The 20,558-nt window shown below is 67.7% G+C and carries 17 protein-coding genes and 1 tRNA gene; 5 read left to right on the top strand and 13 right to left on the bottom strand.

Annotated features, from left to right (window positions below; genetic code table 11):
• Positions 1–14: 14 nt before the first annotated feature.
• Positions 15–1,706 carry a long-chain fatty acid--CoA ligase gene (locus HNP48_RS34085; RefSeq protein ID WP_184865883.1) on the bottom strand — a complete coding sequence of 564 codons (1,692 nt, stop codon included), beginning with the start codon at positions 1,704–1,706 and terminating at the stop codon, positions 15–17.
• A gap of 367 nt (positions 1,707–2,073) precedes the next feature.
• Here HNP48_RS34085 and HNP48_RS34090 point away from each other — a divergent pair, with 367 nt between their 5' ends.
• Positions 2,074–3,450: a matrixin family metalloprotease gene (locus tag HNP48_RS34090; protein WP_184865885.1), complete on the top strand. Its 1,377-nt coding sequence runs from the start codon at positions 2,074–2,076 to the stop codon at positions 3,448–3,450.
• A 650-nt stretch (positions 3,451–4,100) separates the two neighbouring features.
• Positions 4,101–5,195, top strand: coding sequence for a helix-turn-helix transcriptional regulator (locus HNP48_RS34095; RefSeq protein WP_184865887.1), 1,095 nt, complete (start codon positions 4,101–4,103; stop codon positions 5,193–5,195).
• Between the two features lie 100 nt (positions 5,196–5,295).
• Here HNP48_RS34095 and HNP48_RS34100 read toward each other — a convergent pair whose 3' ends face one another.
• Positions 5,296–7,668, bottom strand: coding sequence for a glycosyl hydrolase family 18 protein (locus HNP48_RS34100; RefSeq protein ID WP_184865889.1), 2,373 nt, complete (start codon positions 7,666–7,668; stop codon positions 5,296–5,298).
• A 233-nt stretch (positions 7,669–7,901) separates the two neighbouring features.
• Here HNP48_RS34100 and HNP48_RS34105 point away from each other — a divergent pair, with 233 nt between their 5' ends.
• The gene (locus tag HNP48_RS34105; RefSeq protein ID WP_184865891.1) at positions 7,902–9,002 is read left to right on the top strand and encodes a helix-turn-helix transcriptional regulator; all 1,101 of its coding nucleotides are present in this window, start codon (positions 7,902–7,904) and stop codon (positions 9,000–9,002) included.
• Between the two features lie 69 nt (positions 9,003–9,071).
• Here HNP48_RS34105 and HNP48_RS34110 read toward each other — a convergent pair.
• From HNP48_RS34110 to tolB, 5 genes are all read right to left on the bottom strand, one after another.
• Positions 9,072–9,147, bottom strand: a tRNA-Lys gene (locus tag HNP48_RS34110).
• 56 nt (positions 9,148–9,203) lie between these two features.
• Positions 9,204–10,019: a ThiF family adenylyltransferase gene (locus HNP48_RS34115; protein ID WP_184865917.1), complete on the bottom strand. Its 816-nt coding sequence runs from the start codon at positions 10,017–10,019 to the stop codon at positions 9,204–9,206.
• Positions 10,020–10,092: 73 nt separating this feature from the next.
• Positions 10,093–10,887, bottom strand: coding sequence for a tol-pal system protein YbgF (ybgF, locus tag HNP48_RS34120; RefSeq protein WP_184865893.1), 795 nt, complete (start codon positions 10,885–10,887; stop codon positions 10,093–10,095).
• Positions 10,887–11,438: a peptidoglycan-associated lipoprotein Pal gene (pal, locus tag HNP48_RS34125; RefSeq protein ID WP_184865895.1), complete on the bottom strand. Its 552-nt coding sequence runs from the start codon at positions 11,436–11,438 to the stop codon at positions 10,887–10,889. Before pal ends, ybgF begins: the two co-directional genes overlap by 1 nt.
• A gap of 44 nt (positions 11,439–11,482) precedes the next feature.
• Complete coding sequence (tolB, locus tag HNP48_RS34130; RefSeq protein ID WP_184865897.1) at positions 11,483–12,802, bottom strand: Tol-Pal system beta propeller repeat protein TolB; 1,320 nt, start codon at positions 12,800–12,802, stop codon at positions 11,483–11,485.
• A 158-nt stretch (positions 12,803–12,960) separates the two neighbouring features.
• On the opposite strand from tolB, the gene msbA reads away from it, so the two are divergent.
• Positions 12,961–14,781, top strand: coding sequence for a lipid A export permease/ATP-binding protein MsbA (msbA, locus tag HNP48_RS34135; protein ID WP_184865899.1), 1,821 nt, complete (start codon positions 12,961–12,963; stop codon positions 14,779–14,781).
• A 4-nt stretch (positions 14,782–14,785) separates the two neighbouring features.
• Here the strand turns inward: msbA and HNP48_RS34140 are convergent, their stop codons facing one another.
• From HNP48_RS34140 to mltG, 6 genes are all read right to left on the bottom strand, one after another.
• Positions 14,786–15,478 carry an ankyrin repeat domain-containing protein gene (locus HNP48_RS34140; RefSeq protein ID WP_184865901.1) on the bottom strand — a complete coding sequence of 231 codons (693 nt, stop codon included), beginning with the start codon at positions 15,476–15,478 and terminating at the stop codon, positions 14,786–14,788.
• Positions 15,475–16,281 carry a TatD family hydrolase gene (locus HNP48_RS34145; protein WP_184865903.1) on the bottom strand — a complete coding sequence of 269 codons (807 nt, stop codon included), beginning with the start codon at positions 16,279–16,281 and terminating at the stop codon, positions 15,475–15,477. Before HNP48_RS34145 ends, HNP48_RS34140 begins: the two co-directional genes overlap by 4 nt.
• Before the next feature lie 63 nt (positions 16,282–16,344).
• Positions 16,345–16,704: a PilZ domain-containing protein gene (locus HNP48_RS34150; protein ID WP_057206042.1), complete on the bottom strand. Its 360-nt coding sequence runs from the start codon at positions 16,702–16,704 to the stop codon at positions 16,345–16,347.
• 16 nt (positions 16,705–16,720) lie between these two features.
• The gene (locus HNP48_RS34155; RefSeq protein ID WP_184865905.1) at positions 16,721–17,725 is read right to left on the bottom strand and encodes a DNA polymerase III subunit delta'; all 1,005 of its coding nucleotides are present in this window, start codon (positions 17,723–17,725) and stop codon (positions 16,721–16,723) included.
• Entirely contained in the window at positions 17,722–18,405 is a 684-nt protein-coding gene (gene tmk / locus HNP48_RS34160; RefSeq protein WP_184865907.1) for a dTMP kinase, read from the bottom strand. The genes HNP48_RS34155 and tmk overlap by 4 nt, the downstream gene beginning before the upstream one ends.
• 58 nt (positions 18,406–18,463) lie before the next feature.
• Positions 18,464–19,453: an endolytic transglycosylase MltG gene (gene mltG / locus HNP48_RS34165; protein ID WP_184865909.1), complete on the bottom strand. Its 990-nt coding sequence runs from the start codon at positions 19,451–19,453 to the stop codon at positions 18,464–18,466.
• Positions 19,454–19,502: 49 nt separating this feature from the next.
• Here mltG and HNP48_RS34170 point away from each other — a divergent pair, with 49 nt between their 5' ends.
• A complete protein-coding gene (locus tag HNP48_RS34170) occupies positions 19,503–20,420 on the top strand; it encodes a folate-binding protein YgfZ (protein ID WP_184865911.1) in 918 nt (305 codons plus the stop codon).
• The last annotated feature ends 138 nt before the right edge of the window (positions 20,421–20,558 follow it).

A 20,558-nucleotide genomic window follows, 5' to 3' on the forward strand; every position in this document is an offset into this window, starting at 1 on the left:
AAGCCGCCCGGGTCTCAGGCGGGCTCAGCTTCCTGCAGCGCACGCCACATGACCTTGCCGCTGCCGCTCTTGGGCAGGGCGCTCACGAACTGCACGATGCGCGGCACCTTGTAGACGGCCATGTTGTCGCGGCACCAGTCGATGACCTGCTGTTCGGTCGTGTCCTGGTGCGAGGGGCGCAGCACCACGACGGCCTTGACGGTCTCGCCACGGTAGCTGTCGCGCGCGGCGATGATGCAGGCCTCCTGGATCGCGGGGTGGCGGAACATCAGCGCCTCCACCTCGGCCGGCCAGACCTTGAAGCCGCTGGCATTGATCATGCGTTTCAGGCGGTCGGTCAGGAAGAAGTAGCCGTCCTCATCCATGCGCCCCAGGTCGCCCGAACGGAAGAAGCGCTTGCCCTCGAATTCGATGAAGGCGCTGGCCGTGGCATCGGGTCGCTTCCAATAGCCCTCGAACACTTCGGGGCCGTGCATGATGATCTCGCCCTGCTCGCCCACGGGCACCTCTTGCAGCGTGTCGGGATCGACCACGCGCGCATCCGTACCCACGAAGGGGATGCCCAGGCACTGCTGCTTGGGATGGTCGGGCGGGTTCGAGTGCGAGGGTGCAGCCGTCTCCGTGAGGCCGTAGCCCTCCGAGTAGCGCAGTCCGTACTGCTCCAGCAGGCGCTGGGCCACGGCCTGTGGCATGGCCGCCCCGCCACCGCCGATGTAGACCAGGCTCGACAGGTCGTAGCTGGCGAAGTTCGGGCTGTTCAGCAGGTCGATGACCATGGTGGGGATATTGGTCCAGTTGCTCACCTTGTAGCGCGAGATCAGGCGCCCGGCCAGGTCGCGGTCCCAGCGCGGCATGACCACCAGCGTGGCCCCGGTGTAGATGGCCGCATGCATCACACTGACCATGCCCGTGATGTGGAACATGGGCACCACGGCCAGGGTGACATTGTCGACCGAGCCCGTGCCCCACAGCGCGCTGGCCACGGCGTTGTGCATGATGCTCTTGTGCAGATGCATGCATCCCTTGGGCAGGCCCGTGGTGCCGCTGGTGTAGGGCAGCAGCGCCAGGTCGGTGGGCCCCACCACCAGTGCAGGGGGCGCGTCGCTGCAGGCCAGCGCGTCGTCCCAGGCGTGCACCGCACCGCCCTCCAGGGCGGGCAGGGGGTGCCGCGTGCACAGCCATTCGCGCCAGGCCTCGGGCGGGGCGTCCGCGCCCTGCACGCCCGCATCGAAGGCATCGGTGAACTGCGTCACCACCAGGTGCGCCAGGCGCTCGCCCGGGGCCAGCGCATTGCTGGCCTTGGCCAGTTCGGGCGCCAGGTCGGCCGTGGTGAACGCCACCTTGGTATCGGGGTCGGTGATGTAGTGCTTGAGCTCCTCGGCCCGGTTCATGGGGTTGACCGGCACCACCACGGCATTGGCGCGCAGGATGGCAAAGTGCGCCATCACCAGTTGCGGGCAGTTCTGCATGCACAGCACCACGCGGTCGCCACGCTGTACACCCAGCTGCGCCAGCCGTGCGGCCAGACGCTCGGCCCCTTGCGCCAGGGCCCGGTAGCTCAGTTGGCGGCCAAAGAACACCAGGGCCGTCTTGTCCGGGTAGCGCCAGGCATTGACGGCCAGGTTGTCCCACAGCGAGGTGGCAGGCAGGGTGATCGAATGGGGCAGCCGGCGGGGCCAGAAAGCGTAGTGGGGGCGTGTGGACATGGAGGGATGCCAGGGGCTGGAGGAATGCTGGAGCCCCGCAGCCTAGATGCGACACTGCCGCATGGCATTGGGGATGCCACTTAGGCGGGGTCGCGCAGGTGACGCTGCCGTGCAAGGGGCCCCGCTTCCACGGCAATGGAACGAACAGATATGGTGACATTGTGTTTTTCGTCACAGCGCGGCGGCCACCCCGGTGATAAATTCTGTTTCGTGCATTGCAGATGCTGGGATATATCTGGGCCCTGCAACTGCGGCCCGAGGGCAGCACCGCCGGGCACAAACGCCACTTTGGCGTGGCATGACCCAGCAAGCAGGCTTGCCAACTGCCAGCAGCCACCATCCAACCGCCGAGAAATCCGATACCACCATGGCCACCGTTTCCGATCTCCAAAACATCCGTTTCTCGGGCAACTACAAGGCCGACTCCCTGCTGGAAAATCCGGCCCCGTGGAACTTCTTCCCCGATGGCCGCAAGGTGCTGTACTACACCTTCGATGTGGGCACGGGCAGCGTGGCCGACCAGGACTCGACCACTGCCCTCACTTCCTTCAACACCTCGCAGATGCAGGCAGCGCGCCAGATCATGGCCTATGCCAGCCAGGTCACCGGCATCACCTTCACCGAGGTCGGCAGCTCGTCCCAGGCCGACATCCACTTCGCCGCCACCAACCTGCAGGGCCGCACCACGGCGGGCCTGAACTCCTCGTTCTACAGCTACAACTACACGGGAGCCGCGCAGACGCTGACGATGCTCAACGCCGAGTCGGTCGTCTACCTGGACAACGTGGAGTTCGCGAGCGTCAACAACACGCTCACGGCTGGCGGCCTCGGCTACGAAGTGCTGCTGCACGAGGTGGGCCACGCCCTGGGCCTGGCGCACCCTTTCGACTCCCCACGCCCCCTGCCCACCTCCGAGGACAACACCAACAACACGGTGATGTCCTATACCGAGGCAGGCCCGTACAAGAGCACGTTCCAGGCCTATGACCTGCTGGCGCTGGACTGGATCTATGGCCGCGACGGCCTGGGCGGCACCTACGGGTTCAACTCGACCAATGGCCCGACGCTGACCTTCCCGACCACACCCACGACACCCACCACCCCGACGACACCGACCACCCCAACCACCCCGACAACGCCCACCGGCACCGCCGGCGCAGACACCTTCACCAGCACCAATGCCAGCGAGACCTTCAACGGGCTGGGCGGCCTGGACACGGTGGTGGTGCGGGGCAACCGCGGCGACTATGCGCTGCAGCCCAAGAGCGGTGGTGGCTGGACGCTGGGCGATGGGGTCCCCAGCCGCGACGGGGTGGACACCCTGCAGCAGATCGAACGCATCAAGTTCACGGATGGTTTCGTGGCGCTCGACCTGGACGGTGCCGCAGGCACGGCCGCACGCCTGGTCGGTGCGCTCGTCGGCCCGGCCGGGCTGAACAACCGCGGCGTGGTGGGCATCGTGCTCAAGGCGGTGGACGCCGGCTCGACCCCCTTGCAGGTCGCACAATTCGGCATCAATGCACTGCTGGGTGCCTCGGCCACGCCGGAGCAGGTGGTGAGCATGGTCTACGCCAACATTGTCGGTTCCGCCGCCGATGCCAACACGGTCCAGTCGCTGGCAGCCGCCATCAAGTCGGGCGCCTACACCAACGCATCGTTCGCGGTGGCGGCAGCCAACCTGGACCTGAATGCCGCGCACATCAACTTGGTGGGTCTGAGCAGCCAGGGGCTGGAATACCTCTGAAGCCCTTCGGCTGCGGCCTGTCCCAGGCAAGCCGGGCCCGTGGCCCGCAGACCATCCCATCCCTGGCACTGCGCCAGGCACGATAGCGAGGACAAAGCAGTCCAGGCGCCGCAGCGGTGGCCCAGAGACACATGGGCCACACAGCCCCCCGAGTGTGACGGCGCAAAGTGCACCGAGGCCGTGCACACCCGGCTGGGGGCAGCACCGTGTTGCCGTTGCCATCCGATGCCGCAGGGATGGTGAAGTCGGTGGCATTGGCCACCCCGCAAGCGATACCAACGCAGAGCAGCGGCATGGATGCGATGCGGATGCACCGCGCCACCTGGCGGACTGGAAATCCCCTGCAGACTCGATGCCCTCCACTTGGGCGTGGGCGGATGACAGGCAGCTCAGGAAGAGCACATCCAGGGCCAGCGGGGATTTGCGGGAAAACAGGGTGAATGTCACATTCGCTCCCTCTGATCACCTTCGCAGGAAGCCTCCCCCCTGAAAATGGGCGCGAAGATGCTGGCTGCGCAAGTGAGCCGCGCACCCGAAGGCGCGCCCCACCCAAATGGGATGGGGTGTTGCAGACAGACCGCAAGCGGCGTTGACCGGGTAGCGGGTGGCTTCTAGATTTGCGCCCTTCCATCCTCTTGTTGTCGCCCACCATGCCCACCCCACCCCGCCCCGACCGCCACGCCCTTGCGCGCCTGCACCGCATGGCCAGCCTGGAGGCGGGTGGCGTGCAACTCATCGAGCCCCTGCTGCAGGAACTGCGCCGGGTGGTGGGCTTTGACTTCGGCTGCATGCTGTACCCCGGCAGCGATGGCGAGCTGATGAACTACGCGCAAGAGCCCATGCAGTCGGTGGCGCAGGCCTACTTCGATGCGCGCATCCTGCGCAGCGAGCGCCAGGTGCTGGTGCGCAGCCCGCGCGATTTCGGTGAGACGGTGCGCCTCGAGCACGGCCCCCGGTTGATGCGCGAGCAGATGGTGGTGTCCATGGCGGAAATGCAGCGCAGCGACTACTACGACGCAGTGATGCGGGCCACGGGTGCCAAGGACTACATGAGCCTGGCCCTGCGCACCCCGCAAGGCGTGGGGCTGGGTGTCATCCACCTGTTCCGCGATGCCGCGGCAGCAGGCTTCACGGCCCAGGACGCGGCCCTGCTGGGCCGGCTGGAGGCCCATCTGGCACGTGTGCTGCAGGAGGGCGAGCGCGATGCCCAGGGCAGCGAGGTGCACAGCCAGGGGGTGCTGGTGGCCACCCCCCAGGGGCGGCTGATGTGGCTGTCGGCCGAGGCCGAGGCGCTGATGCCGCTGGCCTTCGGCTGGCGCTGGCGCCGCAGCGGCCAGTTGCCACCCGCGCTGCAGGAATTGCTGCGGCGGCTCACTGCAGAGCGGCCCGGCGAGATGGCCCTGCCCACGATGGAGCTGTTCACGGCACAGGGCTGGTTCTCGCTGCGCGCCACCCACCTGACCCCCGCACCGCAGGAGCGCCAGGACCGCCAGGCCGTGGCCCTGCACATCACGCGCCGCGTGGCGCGCGGCGTGCGGCTGCTGTCGGCCCTGCAGACACTGGGCCTGCCGCAGCGCCAGCACGAGCTGGCCTGGTGGCTGGCACGGGGACTGCCCGAGTCGCAGATCGCCCAGCGCATGGGCATCAGCCTCAACACCGCTGTGTACCACCGCCGCCAACTCTACAACCGGCTGGGCGTGATGGGGCGCGACGAGCTGCTGGCCCAGATTGGAGGAAAACCGTGAACTAGTTCACGGTTGTCCTCCAAAATGGGGGGCACCAAAAAAAAAGCCCCCGACGCCCAATGCGCCGGGGGCTTTTTTCCCGATGGGTGGCAAAGAGGTATCAAGGCACCTGTACGCTCACCGCCGCCGAGCGCGGCCCTTCATTGCCCGCTGCGTCCAGCATGGCCACCTGGTAGCTGTGGCTGCCGCTGGGCGCCGATGCATCGGTGTAGGTCGCACCGCTGGCCACGGTGGCAATCGCCGTGCCATTGCGGTACACCCGGTAGCCCGAGGCACTGGCCGCGATGAAGGCCTGCTTGATGGCCTGCATCGGCGGGTTGGTGCCCCCTTGCTGGGGCAGATAGCCATAGTTGATGGTCCACACCAGCGTGCCGCCCAGGCCCTGCTCATGCACCCATTTGCCCTTTTCGGCGATGGAACGCTCGTCCTCGTAGCTCAGGTAGGTCACGGGCGCATCGCTGGCGCGCCACCAGGGCTGGCTGTAGCTGATGTAGCTTTGCTTGGCCAGATCGTCCCAGTGGTAGACGGCCCCCGGCTGGCCAAAGGCGTTGTCCTCCAGCAAACGCCGGTAGTTGTTCACGCCGTCACCGCCGTTGGAACCGCTGGCCGCCGCCTGGCGCGGGCCGGTGACGGGGTTGTTGTAGAACAGGCCGTACAGGCCCACGCCGATGCCCAGCTTGGCACGCGGCACGCCGGCGTTGAGGTACGCCTGCACGGTGGAGGCAATGGAGGTGGGATGGTTGGCTGCCTCGCCGAACAGCGGCGAATGGTGCCAGGAGAGCCAGCCGCCACCCCAGTCCCCGGCCATGCTGTAGGTCATGAGGTTGAAGCGGTCCACGGCGTGCGCCACTTCCACGTGCCAGGGCAGGATGTCCGGGAAGTTGACGTTGACCCAGAAGCCGGGCCAGCTGATCTCGAACGGGCTGGCCTGGTAGCGCGGGCGCTGCTGGGCAGCAGTGCGCAACTCGCGCAGCAGCGCCAGCGCCTGGGCGCGGCCTTGTTCGGTGTCCAGGTTTTCCTCCCAGTCGATATCGGCACCGTCGTAGCCCTTTTGCTCAGCCTTGTCGAGGATGTTCTTGATGAAAACCGCGCGGATCTGCGGGTTGGTCGTGGCGGCCATGAAGCCGGGGCCGTCGAACTCACCGCCGATCATCATGATGGCCTTGGTGCCTGCTGCATGGGCCTTGGCGATCAGGGTGTCCTCCACCTGGGTGTGCGCGGTGCCAGCCCCCTCCATCAGCTCACCCGCGCGGCCGCCGGGCAAGGAGCCCAGGCCCGGTGCATAGCGGCCGAAGATGAAGTGCGTCATGGTGCCCATGTCCACGGCCTCGGGCGGGAAAGTCTCCCAGAACCATCCTGTGTAGTAGCCGTTGACCCACTTGCCGCTCTTCGTCACGGGGTTCCAGTCCAGCCGCACGCCCTGCGCCGTGGCGCGGGCCGTGAGGCCGCCCACGGGCGGCCGCGGGTTGGCGGCGTCCACAGCGACCTGGGCCGTGGCCGTGACGCTCTGCCCCGCGCTGTTGGCGCACGTGAGGGTGTAGGACGTACTGGCCTGGGGCCGCACCAGCTCGCTGCCCTCGGTGGCGCGCGTGCCACTCCATGCACCTGATGCAGAGCAACTGGCAGCGTTGCTTGCCCGCCATGCCAGGCGGGCGCTGTCGCCCACGGCAATGCGCGCGGGCGTGGCAGCGAAGCTGTCGATGGTGGGCAGTTGCTGCGGCGGGGCATTGCGCACGGTCACCGTGGCCGAGGCGGTCGCGGCAGCACCGGCCGCATTGCGGCAGCTCAGGTGGTAGGTGGTGGTCACACCGGGGCTGACGACGGCACTGCCGCTGGCAGCGCGCTCGCCGCTCCACCCACCCGAGGCCGTGCAGCCGGTGGCGTTGTCCACGTTCCAGCCCAGGGTGCTGTTGCCTCCCAGGTCGATGCTGCCCGGCTGTGCGGCAAAGGAAAGAATCTGCGGCGGTACAGGCGGCGCCGGGGTCGTGCTTTCCATGACCAGTTGGGCCAGGCCCTCGCCACCGGCTTCGAAGTACTCCATGCGCACCGTGTGCGTGCCGGCCGCCAGCGGCACCATGGCGACGTCCATGGCCATGCCGTGCACCGTCCAGTTGTTGATCACGCGCTGCCCATCGACGAACACGCGCACACCATCGTCGGTGAAGGTGATGAAGCGGGTCGTGCCCGCGGGGAACGGCAAGGTCGCGGTCCAGCGCGCCGAGAACGCATCCACCGGCAGGCGGGCCGGGTCGGGGCTGCCGCTCGGGCCCGTCCAGTAGTGGTCGATGGGACCGCTCTCGCAGCGCTGCAGCGCAGGCGGCCCCGCAAGCTCGGTGTTGGGAAAGTACTCGGCCAGCCACTGGCCGGGGGCGCACTGGGGCTGCGCCATGGCCCCGCTGCCGCAAACCAGCAGCAGCGAGGCGGCCAACCAGTGCCTGAAGGTGCGGCCAAAGGCTGCATCAAGGGTGGGCATGGAAAACTCCTGTGTGGGTCAAGGAAGGCACGAAAAGCCGCCGGTGCCGATATCACCGATGAATCAGGTACTTTTCATGCGTTGCGCAGGCTACCGGCCTGCGGCATTGCGCACCCCACCCCCGCTGGATAGGGTGTTGTTGGGCGATGCCACGGGTGTTGACCCCGTGCGCCGCGGCTCCTAGATTCGGGACCTCACCCCACCCCGCTCCACCGGAGCGCACCCGGAACAACATGCCCTCGCTCCACTCCACCGGGCAAGCCATCGCGCGCTTGCAGCACATGACCCGCATGGAAGCGGGCGGGCCACCCATGATCGGGCCTCTGCTGGAGACGCTGCACGGGGTTCTGGGCTTCGACTCCAGTGCCTACATGTACCGGGCGGACGGGAGCGGCGACGAACACGAACTCGCGGTGCATCTGGAGGTGCCGGCCGCGCAGTCGGTCGTGGCCGACTACTTCGACGCGCGCATTCTGCGCAGCGAGCGCCAGGTCTTGTTGCGCAGCTCGCGCGACTTTGCCGACGCGGTGCGGTACGAACACGGGCCCCAGCTGCGCGAGCAGCTCATGCGGGTATCGATCCCCGAGCTGCACCGCAGCGACTTCTACAACGTGGTGATGCGCCCCATGGGCTTCGAGGACTGCATGAGCCTGGTGCTGCGCACCCCCCAGGGGCAGGGGATAGGCACGCTCAAGTTCTACCGCGAAGCCGCCTCGTCGCCCTTCGGGCCCGCCGATGCTGCGGTGCTGGCACGGCTGGAGCCCTGGCTGGCGCAGATTCTGCACGCTGGCGAGGGGGGCGGCACAGACGATGGCAGCGTGCACAGCGAGGGATTGCTCATCACCACGCCCGCAGGGCGCCTGCTGTGGCTGTCACCCGAGGCCGAAAAGCTGATGCCACTGGCCTTCGGCTGGCGCTGGCGACGCGGCAGGGAACTGCCCCAGGAAATGCAGGTGCTGCTGCAACACGCGCACCTGCAGCAGCCCGCTCGGCAGCCGATCACAGAGGTACGCACCGTGCATGGCCACTTCTCGGTGCGCGCAGTGCCCATGAAGGCAGCCACGGGCATGGGCGAGGCGGTCGGGATCTACGTCACCCAAAGGATTCCGCGCGGCGCGCGGCTGCAGGCCTGGCTGCAGACCCAGCCGCTGTCACAGCGCCAGCAGGAGCTGGCGTACTGGCTGGCACTCGGCCTGTCGGAGTCCCAGGTCGCCACGCGCATGGACATCAGCGCCAATACCGTGGTCTACCACCGGCGCCAGCTCTACAACAGCCTCGGCGTACAGGATCGTGGAGAACTGCTGGCCTGGCTGTCGGCACCCGAAGGCAATTGAACCACCCTGCCCGCGGCGCACAAAGCAAAAAGCGCTACAGCCTTGAGAGCTGTAGCGCCTTGCGTATCTTGGTGGGACGTGCGGGGGTCGAACCCACGACAAACGGATTAAAAGTCCGCTGCTCTACCAACTGAGCTAACGTCCCAACATTGCAATGCCTGCCAGCCCGTTGCCGAACTGCAGATGCTGCAAAGCCTCAGATTATAGCTTGGTTTTTGGCACTTTTTGCGGACCGGCTGCCAGACGGTCGATCACCCAGCCGGCAGCACACTGGCCGAAGGTCGCCGTGACGGCCACGACCGAGCCGTAGCCATGGCAGTTGAGCGAGCCATCGCCGCCGGATTCGATCGCGCACGAGGCATCGGGCTGGGCCACGGCCTCGCGGCTGAAGACGCAAGTGATGCCGATCTTGCGGCCCTCGCGTGGCGCGCCATGGTGCTTGCGCAGCTGGTAGCGCATCTGGGCGAGCAAGGGGTCGTGCGTGGTGGCCGACAGGTCTTCGATGTCCACCTTGTGCGCCTGGCGCTTGCCGCCGGCCGCCCCCACACTGATGAAGGCATGGCCGCCGGTGGCGCGGGCCCATACCGCCATGGCGGTCTTGGCCTTGATCTGGTCGCAGGCGTCGATCACGGCGTCCACCGGGTCGCTGCCCAGCAACTGGGGCCAGTTGCCGGGCTCCACGAACTCGTCGATGCAGCGCACCTCGCATTCGGGGTTGATGAGTGCGATGCGGTCGCGCATGGCCTCGATCTTGGCCTGCCCCACCGTGGTGGACAGGGCATGGATCTGGCGGTTGATGTTGGACTCGGACACGTGGTCCAGGTCCACCAGCGTGATGCGCGACACGCCGCTGCGCGCGAGCGCCTCGGCGGACCAGGAGCCCACGCCGCCGATGCCGACCACCACCACATGCGATGCACGGATGCGCCGGGCCCCCTCGACACCGTACAGGCGCTCGAGCCCGCCAAAGCGCCGCTGCGTGACCTCGTCAGCCACATCGTCGGCAAACGGGACCATGGGCACGGGAGCGAGGGTTTCGCTCTCGACCAGGGCCTTCGGGGCTGCAGGTGCGTGGTTCTCCTGGCTCACGTCACTTCATCCGGGCAAGGCGCTCTTTCGCGGCCATCGCGGCTTCGGACTGGGGATAGGCCTTGACCAGGTCTTCCAGCGTCTTGCGCGCGGCACGGGCGTCCTTGAGCTCGACTTGGCAGTTGGCGATCGACAGGGCCGCTTCCGGAGCGCGCGCATGCGTGGGCGCCTCGGCCAGCAAGGCCTTGAAGTTGTTGATCGCTTCCTTGTAGTCGCGCGCCGCATACTGGCCATTGCCCAGCCAGAAGCGGGCCGAAGGCACGTAGCCGCTGCGCGGGTACTGGCGGATCAGGTTGCCGAAGGCCTGGTTGGCCTCGGGGAACTTGCCGGCACGGAAGATGGCCAGCGCAGCGTCAAAGTCCTTCTTCTCGGCGGCATCGGCCTGGAACTCCATCCCATCCACCGTGACCTTGACCGGCTCGAACTGCCGCAGGCGCTCGTCCACACCCTGGGCGATGTCCTTCTGCCGGCGCTGCAGCTCACCCACCTCGCGCGTCAGCTGCTCGTTCTGGCCCTGCAGGCGTGCGTTCTCGCTGCGCAGGGTCTCGATCTGGGTCTGCAGTTCCAGCAGGGCGCGGCGCAGCTGCGCGCTGTCCTCGTTGGCGCGGCGCAGTTCATCGGCCGTGCGCTGCTGCGACTGCTGCAGCGCATCGACGCGCTGGCGCACTTCGAGAATGGCGCGGCGCGCCTCGCCGTCCTCGAACAGCGCCGCATGCGCCCCGGGCAGGGCGACGCACGCCAAAGCCAGGCCCGCGGCCACGGACCGCAGGGGTTGTGAAAGGCGGAATGCGGGCATCAACGGTACGACAGCTCGGCGCGGCGGTTCTGCGCGTGCGCGTCTTCGGTGTTGCCGGGAGCGGCGGGTTTCTCCTTGCCGAAGCTCACGGCTTCGACCTGGGAATCGGGCACACCCAACAGGGCCAGCGAACGGCGCACGGCTTCGGCGCGCTTTTGGCCCAGGGCCAGGTTGTACTCGCGGCCACCGCGGTCATCGGTGTGGCCTTCGATCATGACCTTGCGGCCGCTGTTCTGCTTGATGAAGCGCGAATGGGCGTCCAGCAGCGACTGGAACTCGGGCTTGATGACGTAGCTGTCGTAGTCGAAGTAGACGATGCGTGCCACGCCCACCGGGCCCTGGGCATTGGCAGCGCTGCCAGTCAGGTCCACGGGTGCCACGGAGGTGGTACCAGCACCACCGGTATTGGCACCACCAGGGTTGGTGCCCATGGTCGAGCTCGCGCCCTTGTCTTCCACTGGCACATCGTCGAGCTTGACTCCGGAGCTGCAACCTGCAACGAGGGCGGTGACGGCGAGGGCAAGGGTAAGGCGCTTGAGTTTGATGTTCATCCAAAATTCTCCTGGAAACTAGATTGCGAAAAGTATTGAAAAGTTCATTGCTTCTGGAACGGGCCCCAATCGGGCTCGCGGATGTCTCCAGGCTGGCCAGCCAGGCGCGCCTTGATCTTTCCGTCCAACGTGGTGGTCATGAGCGCCTCGCGGCCCTGCTGCTGCGTGGCGTACACGATGAGGCGGCTGTTGGGTGCAAAGCTGGGGTTTTCGTCGGCCGAGGTGTCGGTGACCGCGGTGACGGTGCTCGTCGCGAGGTCCATCACATGCAGTTTGAAGGCCCCGCCCACGCGGGAAATGTAGGCCAACCACTTGCCATCGGGGCTGATGTTGGGAGAAATGTTGTAGGAGCCGGTGAAGGTCACGCGCTCGGCGTTGCCACCGCTGGCGGGCACCCGGTAGACCTGCGGGGCACCGCCCCGGTCGCTCACGAAATAGATGCTGCGGCCATCGGCCGAGAACATGGGCTCGGTGTCGATGCCCGTGCTTTGCATCAGGCGCCGGGGTTCGCCGCCGTTGGCGTCGATCAGGTACAGCTGCGAGCCGCCGTCGCGGCTCAGCGTCACGGCCAGGTTGCGGCCATCCGGCGACCAGGCCGGCGCACTGTTGGAGCCGCGGAAATTGGCCACCAGACGGCGCCGGCCCGAAGCGACCTCGTGCACGTAGACCACGGGCTTGCGCGACTCGAACGACACGTAGGCGATCTGCCCGCCATTGGGCGACCAGGCGGGCGAAATGATGGGCTCGGGACTGGTCAGCGCCGACTGCGCATTCTCGCCATCGGCATCGGCCACCCACAGGCTGTAGCGGCCACCCGTCTTGGTGACGTAGACGATGCGGGTGGAGAAGATGCCGCGCTCGCCGGTGAGCTTTTCGTAGACGAAGTCGGCAATGCGGTGGGCCACCAGGCGCAGGTCGGCCTGTGACTGCACGAAGCTCTGTGCGCCGATATCCTGGCCCTTGACCACGTCCCACAGGCGAAAGCGCACGTCGTAGCGGCCGTCGGGGGTGCGCGTCACGCTGCCGGTCAACAGCGAATCGGCCGTCTTCTGGCGCCACAGTGCCAGGTCGGGGCGCGAGTTTTCGTCCAGCACCGCCCCTGCGGTATCCACCGCGCGGAACTGGCCGCTGCGCTCCAGATCGGCCTGCACGATGGCACCGATCTTCTGCGGCGCCTGCGCCTCGCCACGGAAGGGGGCAATGGCAATCGGCAACTGGGTCAGGCCCACGCCCGTGACCTCCACGCGGAACTGTGCGAGGGCGGGCAAGGAGGCGGTGGTGGCTAATGCGGCCAGGACCTGGCGGCGCATGGGATGCGGCAGGGCCGCAGGGAGGGATGTGTTGGTATTGTGATCTGTGGTCATTAGCAGCCGCAGTAGCCGAACAAATGCCGGTTGGCAGCGCCAATGTTACACACTGGGGAAGACCCGCTGTGACAAACTGTGCAAGGGCTTGTGGTCAATGGCCGCGCCAGGTCGCTGCCGCAGGCCCCTTAGCGCAGGCCCCTTAGAATCCGCTGCACATGCAAGCCACCGACCAGGGCGCCCAGAGCGCCGCCGCGCCCCCCGCTTCCGAGGCCCTGAGCCTCACCGCCCGCCTGGCGAGGCTTTCCGTCTACTTTGGCAACCAGCGGCTGGCCTGGGGCCTGGCCATCGCGGCCACGCTGGTGGGCGCCGCCACCGAGCCCTTGATCCCCGCCCTGCTCCAACCCCTGCTGGACCGCGGCTTCACCCAGGGCACCCTGCCGCTGTGGGCCGTGCCCCTGGCCATCATGGGGGTGTTCCTGGTGCGTGGGCTGGCCCAGTTCGTGGGGCAGTACGCCCTGGCCCGCATCGCCAACGAAGGCATGCTGCTGCTGCGCCGCGCGCTGTTCGACCGGGTTCTGGCGGCCGAGATGGGCTTGTTCTCGCGCCAGTCGGCCAGCGCCCTGTCGAACACCGTGGTCTACGAGGTGCAGACCGGGGCCACGCTGCTGGTGCAGGCGCTGATGGGCCTGTCGCGCGACGGCTTCACCCTGTTGGCCCTGCTGGGCTACCTGCTGTACCTGAACTGGCAGCTCACGCTCATCGTGGCCGTGGTGGTGCCGGGCGTGGCCTGGATCATGAAGACCCTGTCCAAGCGCCTGTACACCCTGACCAAGAGCAGCCAGCAGGCCACGGATGAGCTCGCCTATGTGGTCGAGGAGAACGTGCTGGCCCACCGCATGGTGCGCCTGCATGGCGCGCAGGAAAGCCAGGCCTCGCGCTTTGTGCGCCTGAGCCAGAGCCTGCGTGGCCTGGCGATCAAATCCACCATCGCCTCGGCCGCCATGACACCGCTCACCCAGTTGCTGGCCGCCGCCGCGCTGTCAGTGGTCATCTGCATCGCGCTGTGGCAAAGCCGCGGTACGCTGGATGCCAAGGACGTGACCGTGGGCGGCTTCGTCTCCTTCATCACCGCCATGCTGATGCTGATCGCGCCCATCCGCCGCTTGGCAGACGTGGCCAACCCCATCACGCGCGGTGTGGCCGCGCTGGAGCGCGGCCTGGCGCTGCTGGGCGATACCGGTGCCGAGCAGGGGGGCAGCTACCGCACGGAACGCGCCCAGGGCGCGCTGGAACTGCGCGGGGTGTCCGTCTCCTTCGGCAAGGACAATGCCCCGGCGCTGGACGATGTGAGTCTGGCCGTGGCGCCCGGCGAGATCGTCGCCCTGGTCGGCCCCTCGGGCGCCGGCAAGACCACGCTGGTGAACCTGCTGCCGCGCTTCATTCCCATGTCGTCGGGCAGCGTGCTGCTCGATGGCCATGCGCTGCAGGACTGGGACCTCGGCGCCCTGCGCAGCCAGATCGCCATGGTGAGCCAGGATGTGGTGATGTTCAACGACACCATTGCCGCCAACGTGGCGCTGGGCCATGCGGTGGACGAGGGCAAGGTGCTGGCCTGCCTGGCCGCAGCCAACCTGGCAGACCACGTGGCCTCGCTGGCCCAGGGCATCCACACCGTGGTGGGCCACAACGCCACGCAGCTGTCGGGCGGCCAGCGCCAACGCCTGGCCATTGCCCGCGCGCTCTACAAGGACGCGCCCATCCTCATCCTGGACGAAGCCACCTCGGCGCTGGACACGGAATCGGAGCGCTTGGTGCAGGATGCGCTGAACCGGCTGATGCAGGGCCGCACCACGCTGGTGATCGCCCACCGCCTGTCCACCATCGAACATGCCGACCGCGTGGTCGTGATGGAGCAGGGGCGCATCGTCGAGCAGGGCACGCATACCCAACTGATGGCCAGCGGCGGCCTGTATGCGCGGCTGCAAAGCCGCCCGGCCACCGCGGTAAGGCCACCTGTGGAAGGCGATACCGCCTAGCGGCCTACCACTTGCCCGCGTTGGGCTGGCGGCGGCGGATGGCGGTGGCGATCTTCTCGGCCGCCTCGGTGCGGCTCACGCGCATGGCGAAGTCCACGGCGGTCAGGCCCAGCTGGTTCTTGATCGTGGGGTCTGCGCCCTCATTGAGCAGCAGTTGCACGGCATCGTTGGAGCCGTACTGCGCGGCCATCATGAGCGGCGTGGTGCCATTGGGCGAGGTCGCGTCGATGTAGGCGTGGTTCTCCAGCAGCAGGGCGATGATGCGCACATGCTCGGCCTTCACGCCCGAGGCTGCGTAGTGCAGTGGTGCCCAGCCTTCCTTGTTCACGTCGGCATCGCGGGCCATAAGCGCCTTGACCGCATCGACATTGCCCTTGAGGGCGGCCATCATCAGCGCGCTCTCGTCATCGCGGTTGCGCAGCTCCACCTTCAGGCGCCGGTTGGCCATGAGGGCGGCAAACACCTTGAGCGATTCGGCCTGGAGGGCGATCGTCAGGGCCACCTGCCCCTTGGGGTCGCGGATGTTGGGGTCGAAGCCACGGCGCAGCAGGCCGTTGACCTCGTCGGCGTCGTCGCGTTGCACGGCCGAGAAAAAGTCCTCGTAGGACCCCGCCCATGCGCCCCCTGTGGCACCGGCCACCAGGGCCATGGCGCCCAACAGCGCCGTGCGGCGCCGCAGCGTGCTGTGCTTGCTCATGCGGTCACTCCCTTGAACAAGGTTTCGAAATTGCGGCTGGTGGCCTCGGCCACCTCCTGCACGGCCATGCCGCGGGTCTGCGCCACCTGCTGTGCCACATGGGGCACGTAGGCCGGGCTGTTGATCTTGCCGCGGTAGGGCACAGGCGCCAGGTACGGGCTGTCGGTCTCGATGAGCATGCGGTCCAGCGGCACAAAGGCCACCACCTCACGCAGCTCCTGCGCCGTCTTGAAGGTGATGATGCCCGAGAACGAGATGTAGTAGCCCAGGTCCAGCGCGGCGCGCGCCACCTGCATGGATTCGGTGAAGCAGTGGAACACGCCGCCGGCCCGGTTGCCCGCACCGTCCTCGCCCTCTTCCTTGAGGATGGCCAGCGTATCTTCCGAGGCACTGCGGGTGTGGATAACCAGCGGCTTGGCGCAGGCGCGCGCGGCCCGGATATGGGTGCGAAAGCGCTCGCGCTGCCACTCCAGGTCGGCAATGCTGCGCCCGCCCTTGCGGTCTTCCATGCCGTAGTAGTCGAGGCCCGTCTCGCCGATGGCCACCACGCGCGGCAGGGCCGCACGGTCCAGCAGGTCCTGTACCGAAGGCTCGGTCACGCCTTCGTTGTCGGGATGCACGCCCACGGTGCTCCAGAAGTTACTGTGCGCGAGTGCCAGCGCGTGCACGTCAGCGAACTCCTCCATGGTGGTGCAGATGCACAGGGCCCGGTCCACCGAGGCCTCGGCCATGGCCTGGCGCACGGCAGGCAGCTGCTCGGCCAGGCCGGGGTAGGTGAGGTGGCAATGCGAATCAACGAACATGTGGTTTCAAAATGGAAAAAGCCGACCAGCCTGCGCGGGTCGGCGTTTGGCGCAAACAGGGTCTCAGATGGTCTGTGTCGGACGGTCCGAGCCCAGCGAAGTTCCCAGCAGTTCCTCGATCTTGAGCTTGAGCTGGCGCGATTTCTCGTCCTTGGGGAACTGGATGCCCACGCCCTGGGTGCGGTTGCCGGCGGCCCGCGCCGGGGTGACCCAGGCCACACGGCCGGCCACGGGGTAGCGCTGGGTATCGTCGGGCAGGGTCAGCAGCACATACACATCGTCGCCGAGCTTGTAGTCGCGCTGGGTGGGCACAAAAATGCCCCCTTCGACGAAAAAGGGGATATAGGCCGCATACAAGGCCGCCTTTTCCTTGATGGCCAGCTGCATGACGCTGGGGCGGGGGGCGGTGGAGGGACTGCTCATGGTGGATGGGGCGGCTTCAGTGCCTTGAGTGTAGGGTGTTTCGCGCCTGGGCGACAAGCGCCTCCAGCATGAGGCCGGCATTGAAGGGGTGGTCGGCCGTGCGCGCCGCCTTGGACAGCGCCTTGGACCAGCGCGTGAGCGGCGCGAGCGGCGGGGGCTTGGGCAGGTCGGCCGGCGCGAAGTACCGGGGCGCCGCGCCCACGCTGGCGGCCAGCAGGTCATGGCAGAGCTTTTGCAGCGCGTCGATCACCTGCGCGGGCGACCAATCGCCCAGTGCCGTGGCGTCGCCGCGCGCCATGGCCTGGGGCAGCAGGGCCCAGGCCTGCGGGCTGCGGCCCGAGCGGGCCAGGGCCAGCGCGTCGTCAGGCCGCCCCCCCGCAGCGCGCAGAAAAGCCGGTGCCGCATCGGCGGCAATGCCCTGGCCCTTGAGCCAGGCCAGCATGTCGGCCTCGGCCGGCCAGGCCATGGTGTGGCCCAGGCAACGGCTGCGGATGGTGGGAAGCAGCTGGTGCGCGGCCTCGCTGGCCAGCACAAAGCGCACGTCGCCCGGCGGCTCCTCCAGTGTCTTGAGCAAGGCGTTGGCGGTCACGTGGTTCATCTGCTCGGCCGGGTACACCAGCACGGCCTTGCCGCGCCCGCGTGCCGAGGTGCGCTGCGAGAACTCCACTGCGTCGCGCATGGCCTCCACGCGGATTTCCTTGCTGGCCTTGCGCTTCTTGTCGTCGATGTCGGCCTGCGCCTTCTCCGACAGCGGCCAGCCCAGTTCGATCATCTGCACCTCGGGCATCAGCACGCACAGGTCGGCGTGGGTGCGTACCTCGATGGCATGGCAGCTGCCGCACTGGCCGCAGGCGCCCTCGGCCGTGGGCCGGTCGCACAGCCAGGCACGCACCATGGCCAGGCCCAGCGCATACTGGCCCAGGCCCGAAGGGCCCTGCAGCAGCCAGGCATGGCCCCGCTGGGCCAGCAAGGTGCTGCGCTGCGCGGCGATCCAGGGCGCTGCCGTTTCCGCGCCGCTCATGCCAGGTCCTTGGGCGTGGGCACCATGATGGACAGCCAGCCCTTGCGCACGAACACACTGGTCAACTGCTGCCACACGCGGTGCCGGTCCTGCGCGGCATCGAGCCGGGCAAAGCGCGCGGGTTCCACCGCGGCGCGGTCGGCATAGCCCTGGGCCACGCGGCGGAAGAACTCCACGGGCTGGGCCTCGAAACGGTCGGGCACGCGCGCACCGGCCAGGCGCTCGGCCGCCACCTCGGGCTCCAGGTCGAACCAGACCGTGAGGTCCGGATTGCGCAGCGTGCCGGCACCGGCGCCCGGCACCAGCCCTCCCTGGGCCATGCGCTCCAGGGTGGACAGGGTCATGAGATCGAAGCCCCGCCCTGCCCCCTGGTAGGCAAAGGTGGCATCGGTGAAGCGGTCGCACAGCACCACGTCACCGCGGGCCAGCGCCGGCTCGATCACGTTGCACAGGTGGTCGCGGCGGGCCGCGAAGATGAGCAGCGACTCGGTCAGCGGGTCCATGGCGTCGTTGAGCACCATCTGGCGCAGCTTCTCGGCCAGTGGCGTGCCGCCGGGCTCGCGGCTCACCGTCACCGTGCGGCCTTGCGCGCGGAAGGCCGCGGCCAGCCCCTCGATGTGCGAGGACTTGCCGGCACCGTCGATGCCTTCAAAGGTGATGAACAGGCCGGGTCGTGACATGAAAACCTTGGGTTGGGAAAGATCCGGGCAGGCCCCGAGCGGGCCCTGCCAGTTCCTATTATTGCTGCTGCCCGCGCTGGTAGCGGTTGACGGCGCGGTTGTGCTCATCGAGCGAGGCACTGAAGTGGCTGGTGCCATCGCCCTTGGCCACGAAATACAGGGCCTTGGTGCGCTCGGGCTGCACGGCGGCCAGCAGCGAGGCCTTGCCAGGCATGGCGATCGGCGTGGGTGGCAGGCCGGCGCGGGTGTAGGTGTTCCAGGGCGTGTCGGCCAGCAGGTCGCGCCGGCGCAGGTTGCCATCGAATTTTTCGCCCAGGCCGTAGATCACCGTGGGATCGGTCTGCAGCAGCATGCCGATGCGCAGGCGGTTCACGAACACCCCGGCGATCTGGGCCCGGTCGCTGGCGCGGCCGGTTTCCTTCTCGACGATGCTGGCCAGCACCAGCGCCTCGTCGGCCGACTTGAGCGGGGTATCGGCCGAGCGCTGGCTCCAGGCCGCTTCGAGCTTGCGGTCCATGGCATGCAAGGCGCGGCGCAGCACGGCCAGATCGCTCGAGCCCTTGGCATAGGTATAGGTATCAGGGAAGAAGCGGCCTTCGGGCGCCACGCCGGGGCGGCCGAGTTGCGCCATCAGCGCCTCGTCGGTCAGGCCCTTGGAATCGGGCTTGAGCTGGTCGTCACCGGCCAGGGCCTGGCGCACCTGGCGGAAGTTCCAGCCCTCCACCAGGGTGAGCGCGCGCAGCGCCTCCTCGCCGCGCACCAGCTTGGCCAGCAGGCCACGCGGCGTGGTGCCGGGCGGGATCTCGTAGTTGCCGGCCTTGATCAGCCGATCCTGCCCCGAGAAGCGGAACCAGGCATAGAGGAATTGCGGATCGGTGCGCACGCCGGCAGCCACCACGTCACGCGCCACGCCACGCGGTGTGGTGCCGGGCTCGATGGCCAGCTCCAGCGGTTCATTGCCCATGGGCAGGGGCTGGTGCAGCCACCAGAAGCCGACGCCACCAGCGGCGATCAGCAGCACCAAGACAAAAACCAGTAAGCGTCGCACCACAACCCTGCTGCCTGTAGATAAAGGGAGCGGGGATCATAATTCAGCCATGACCCAGCTTCTCCTGAATGGCATTGCCCCCCTCTCCCACCTTGGCGTGATCCGTGTGGAAGGCGAAGACGCCGCCAAATTCCTCCATGGCCAGCTCACGCAGGACTATGCCCTGCTGGGCCTGGGCGAGGCGCGGCTGTCGGCCTTCCTCTCGGCCAAGGGCCGCATGCAGGCCAGCATGGTGGGCTTCAAGCGCAGTGCTACCGAGGTGCTGCTGGTGATCAGCCAGGACCTGCTGGCCACCACGCTCAAGCGCCTGTCGATGTTCGTGCTGCGCGCCAAGGCCAAGTTGACCGATGCATCCGCCGACTTTGCCCTGTACGGCCTGGCGGGCGACAGCGTTGCCGCCGTGGCAGGAAGCACAGCCCCGGCCTGGACGCGGGCCGAGGTCGGCAGCGCCAGCGTGGTCCACCTCTACCCGGCGGCAGGCCAGCCACGCGCCCTGTGGGTGGCGCCCGCTACAGAACCGGCCCCCGCAGGCCCTGCGCTCGACCCCGCCCTGTGGCTGTGGAGCGAGGTGCAGAGCGGTGTGCCCACGCTGACCCAGCCCCTGTTCGAAGAATTCGTGCCGCAGATGCTCAATTACGAGTCCATCGGCGGTGTGAACTTCAAGAAGGGTTGCTACCCGGGCCAGGAGGTCGTGGCGCGCAGCCAGTTCCGCGGCACGCTCAAGCGGCGGGCTTACATCGCGCATGCCGACAGTGCTGTGGCTGTGGGGGCGGAGGTGTTTGCCGCCAGCGATCTGGAGCAGCCTTGCGGGATGGTGGTGCAGGTGGCTGCGGCGCCTAGTGGGGGTTGTGACCTGATTCTTTCGATGCAGATTTCGGCGGCTGAAGAGTCTCTTCAGGTGGGGGCCGCTGATGGCGTACCGCTCACCCTGCAGTCACTGCCATACGCCTTGCTGGACGACATCTGATCTGTTTCCAGGGAAGCAATGTCGCATGCTTCTGCCAAGGGCAGGAGCCGGGATGTGCGCCCGGCGGCGCACCTACCTTCTTTTGCTTCGTCAAAAGAAGGTAGGCCAAGAAAAGACGACCCCGCTGCCCGTGTCCCC

Source organism: Acidovorax soli, assembly GCF_014207955.1.
Classification (GTDB): Bacteria; Pseudomonadota; Gammaproteobacteria; order Burkholderiales; family Burkholderiaceae_C; genus Acidovorax; species Acidovorax soli_A.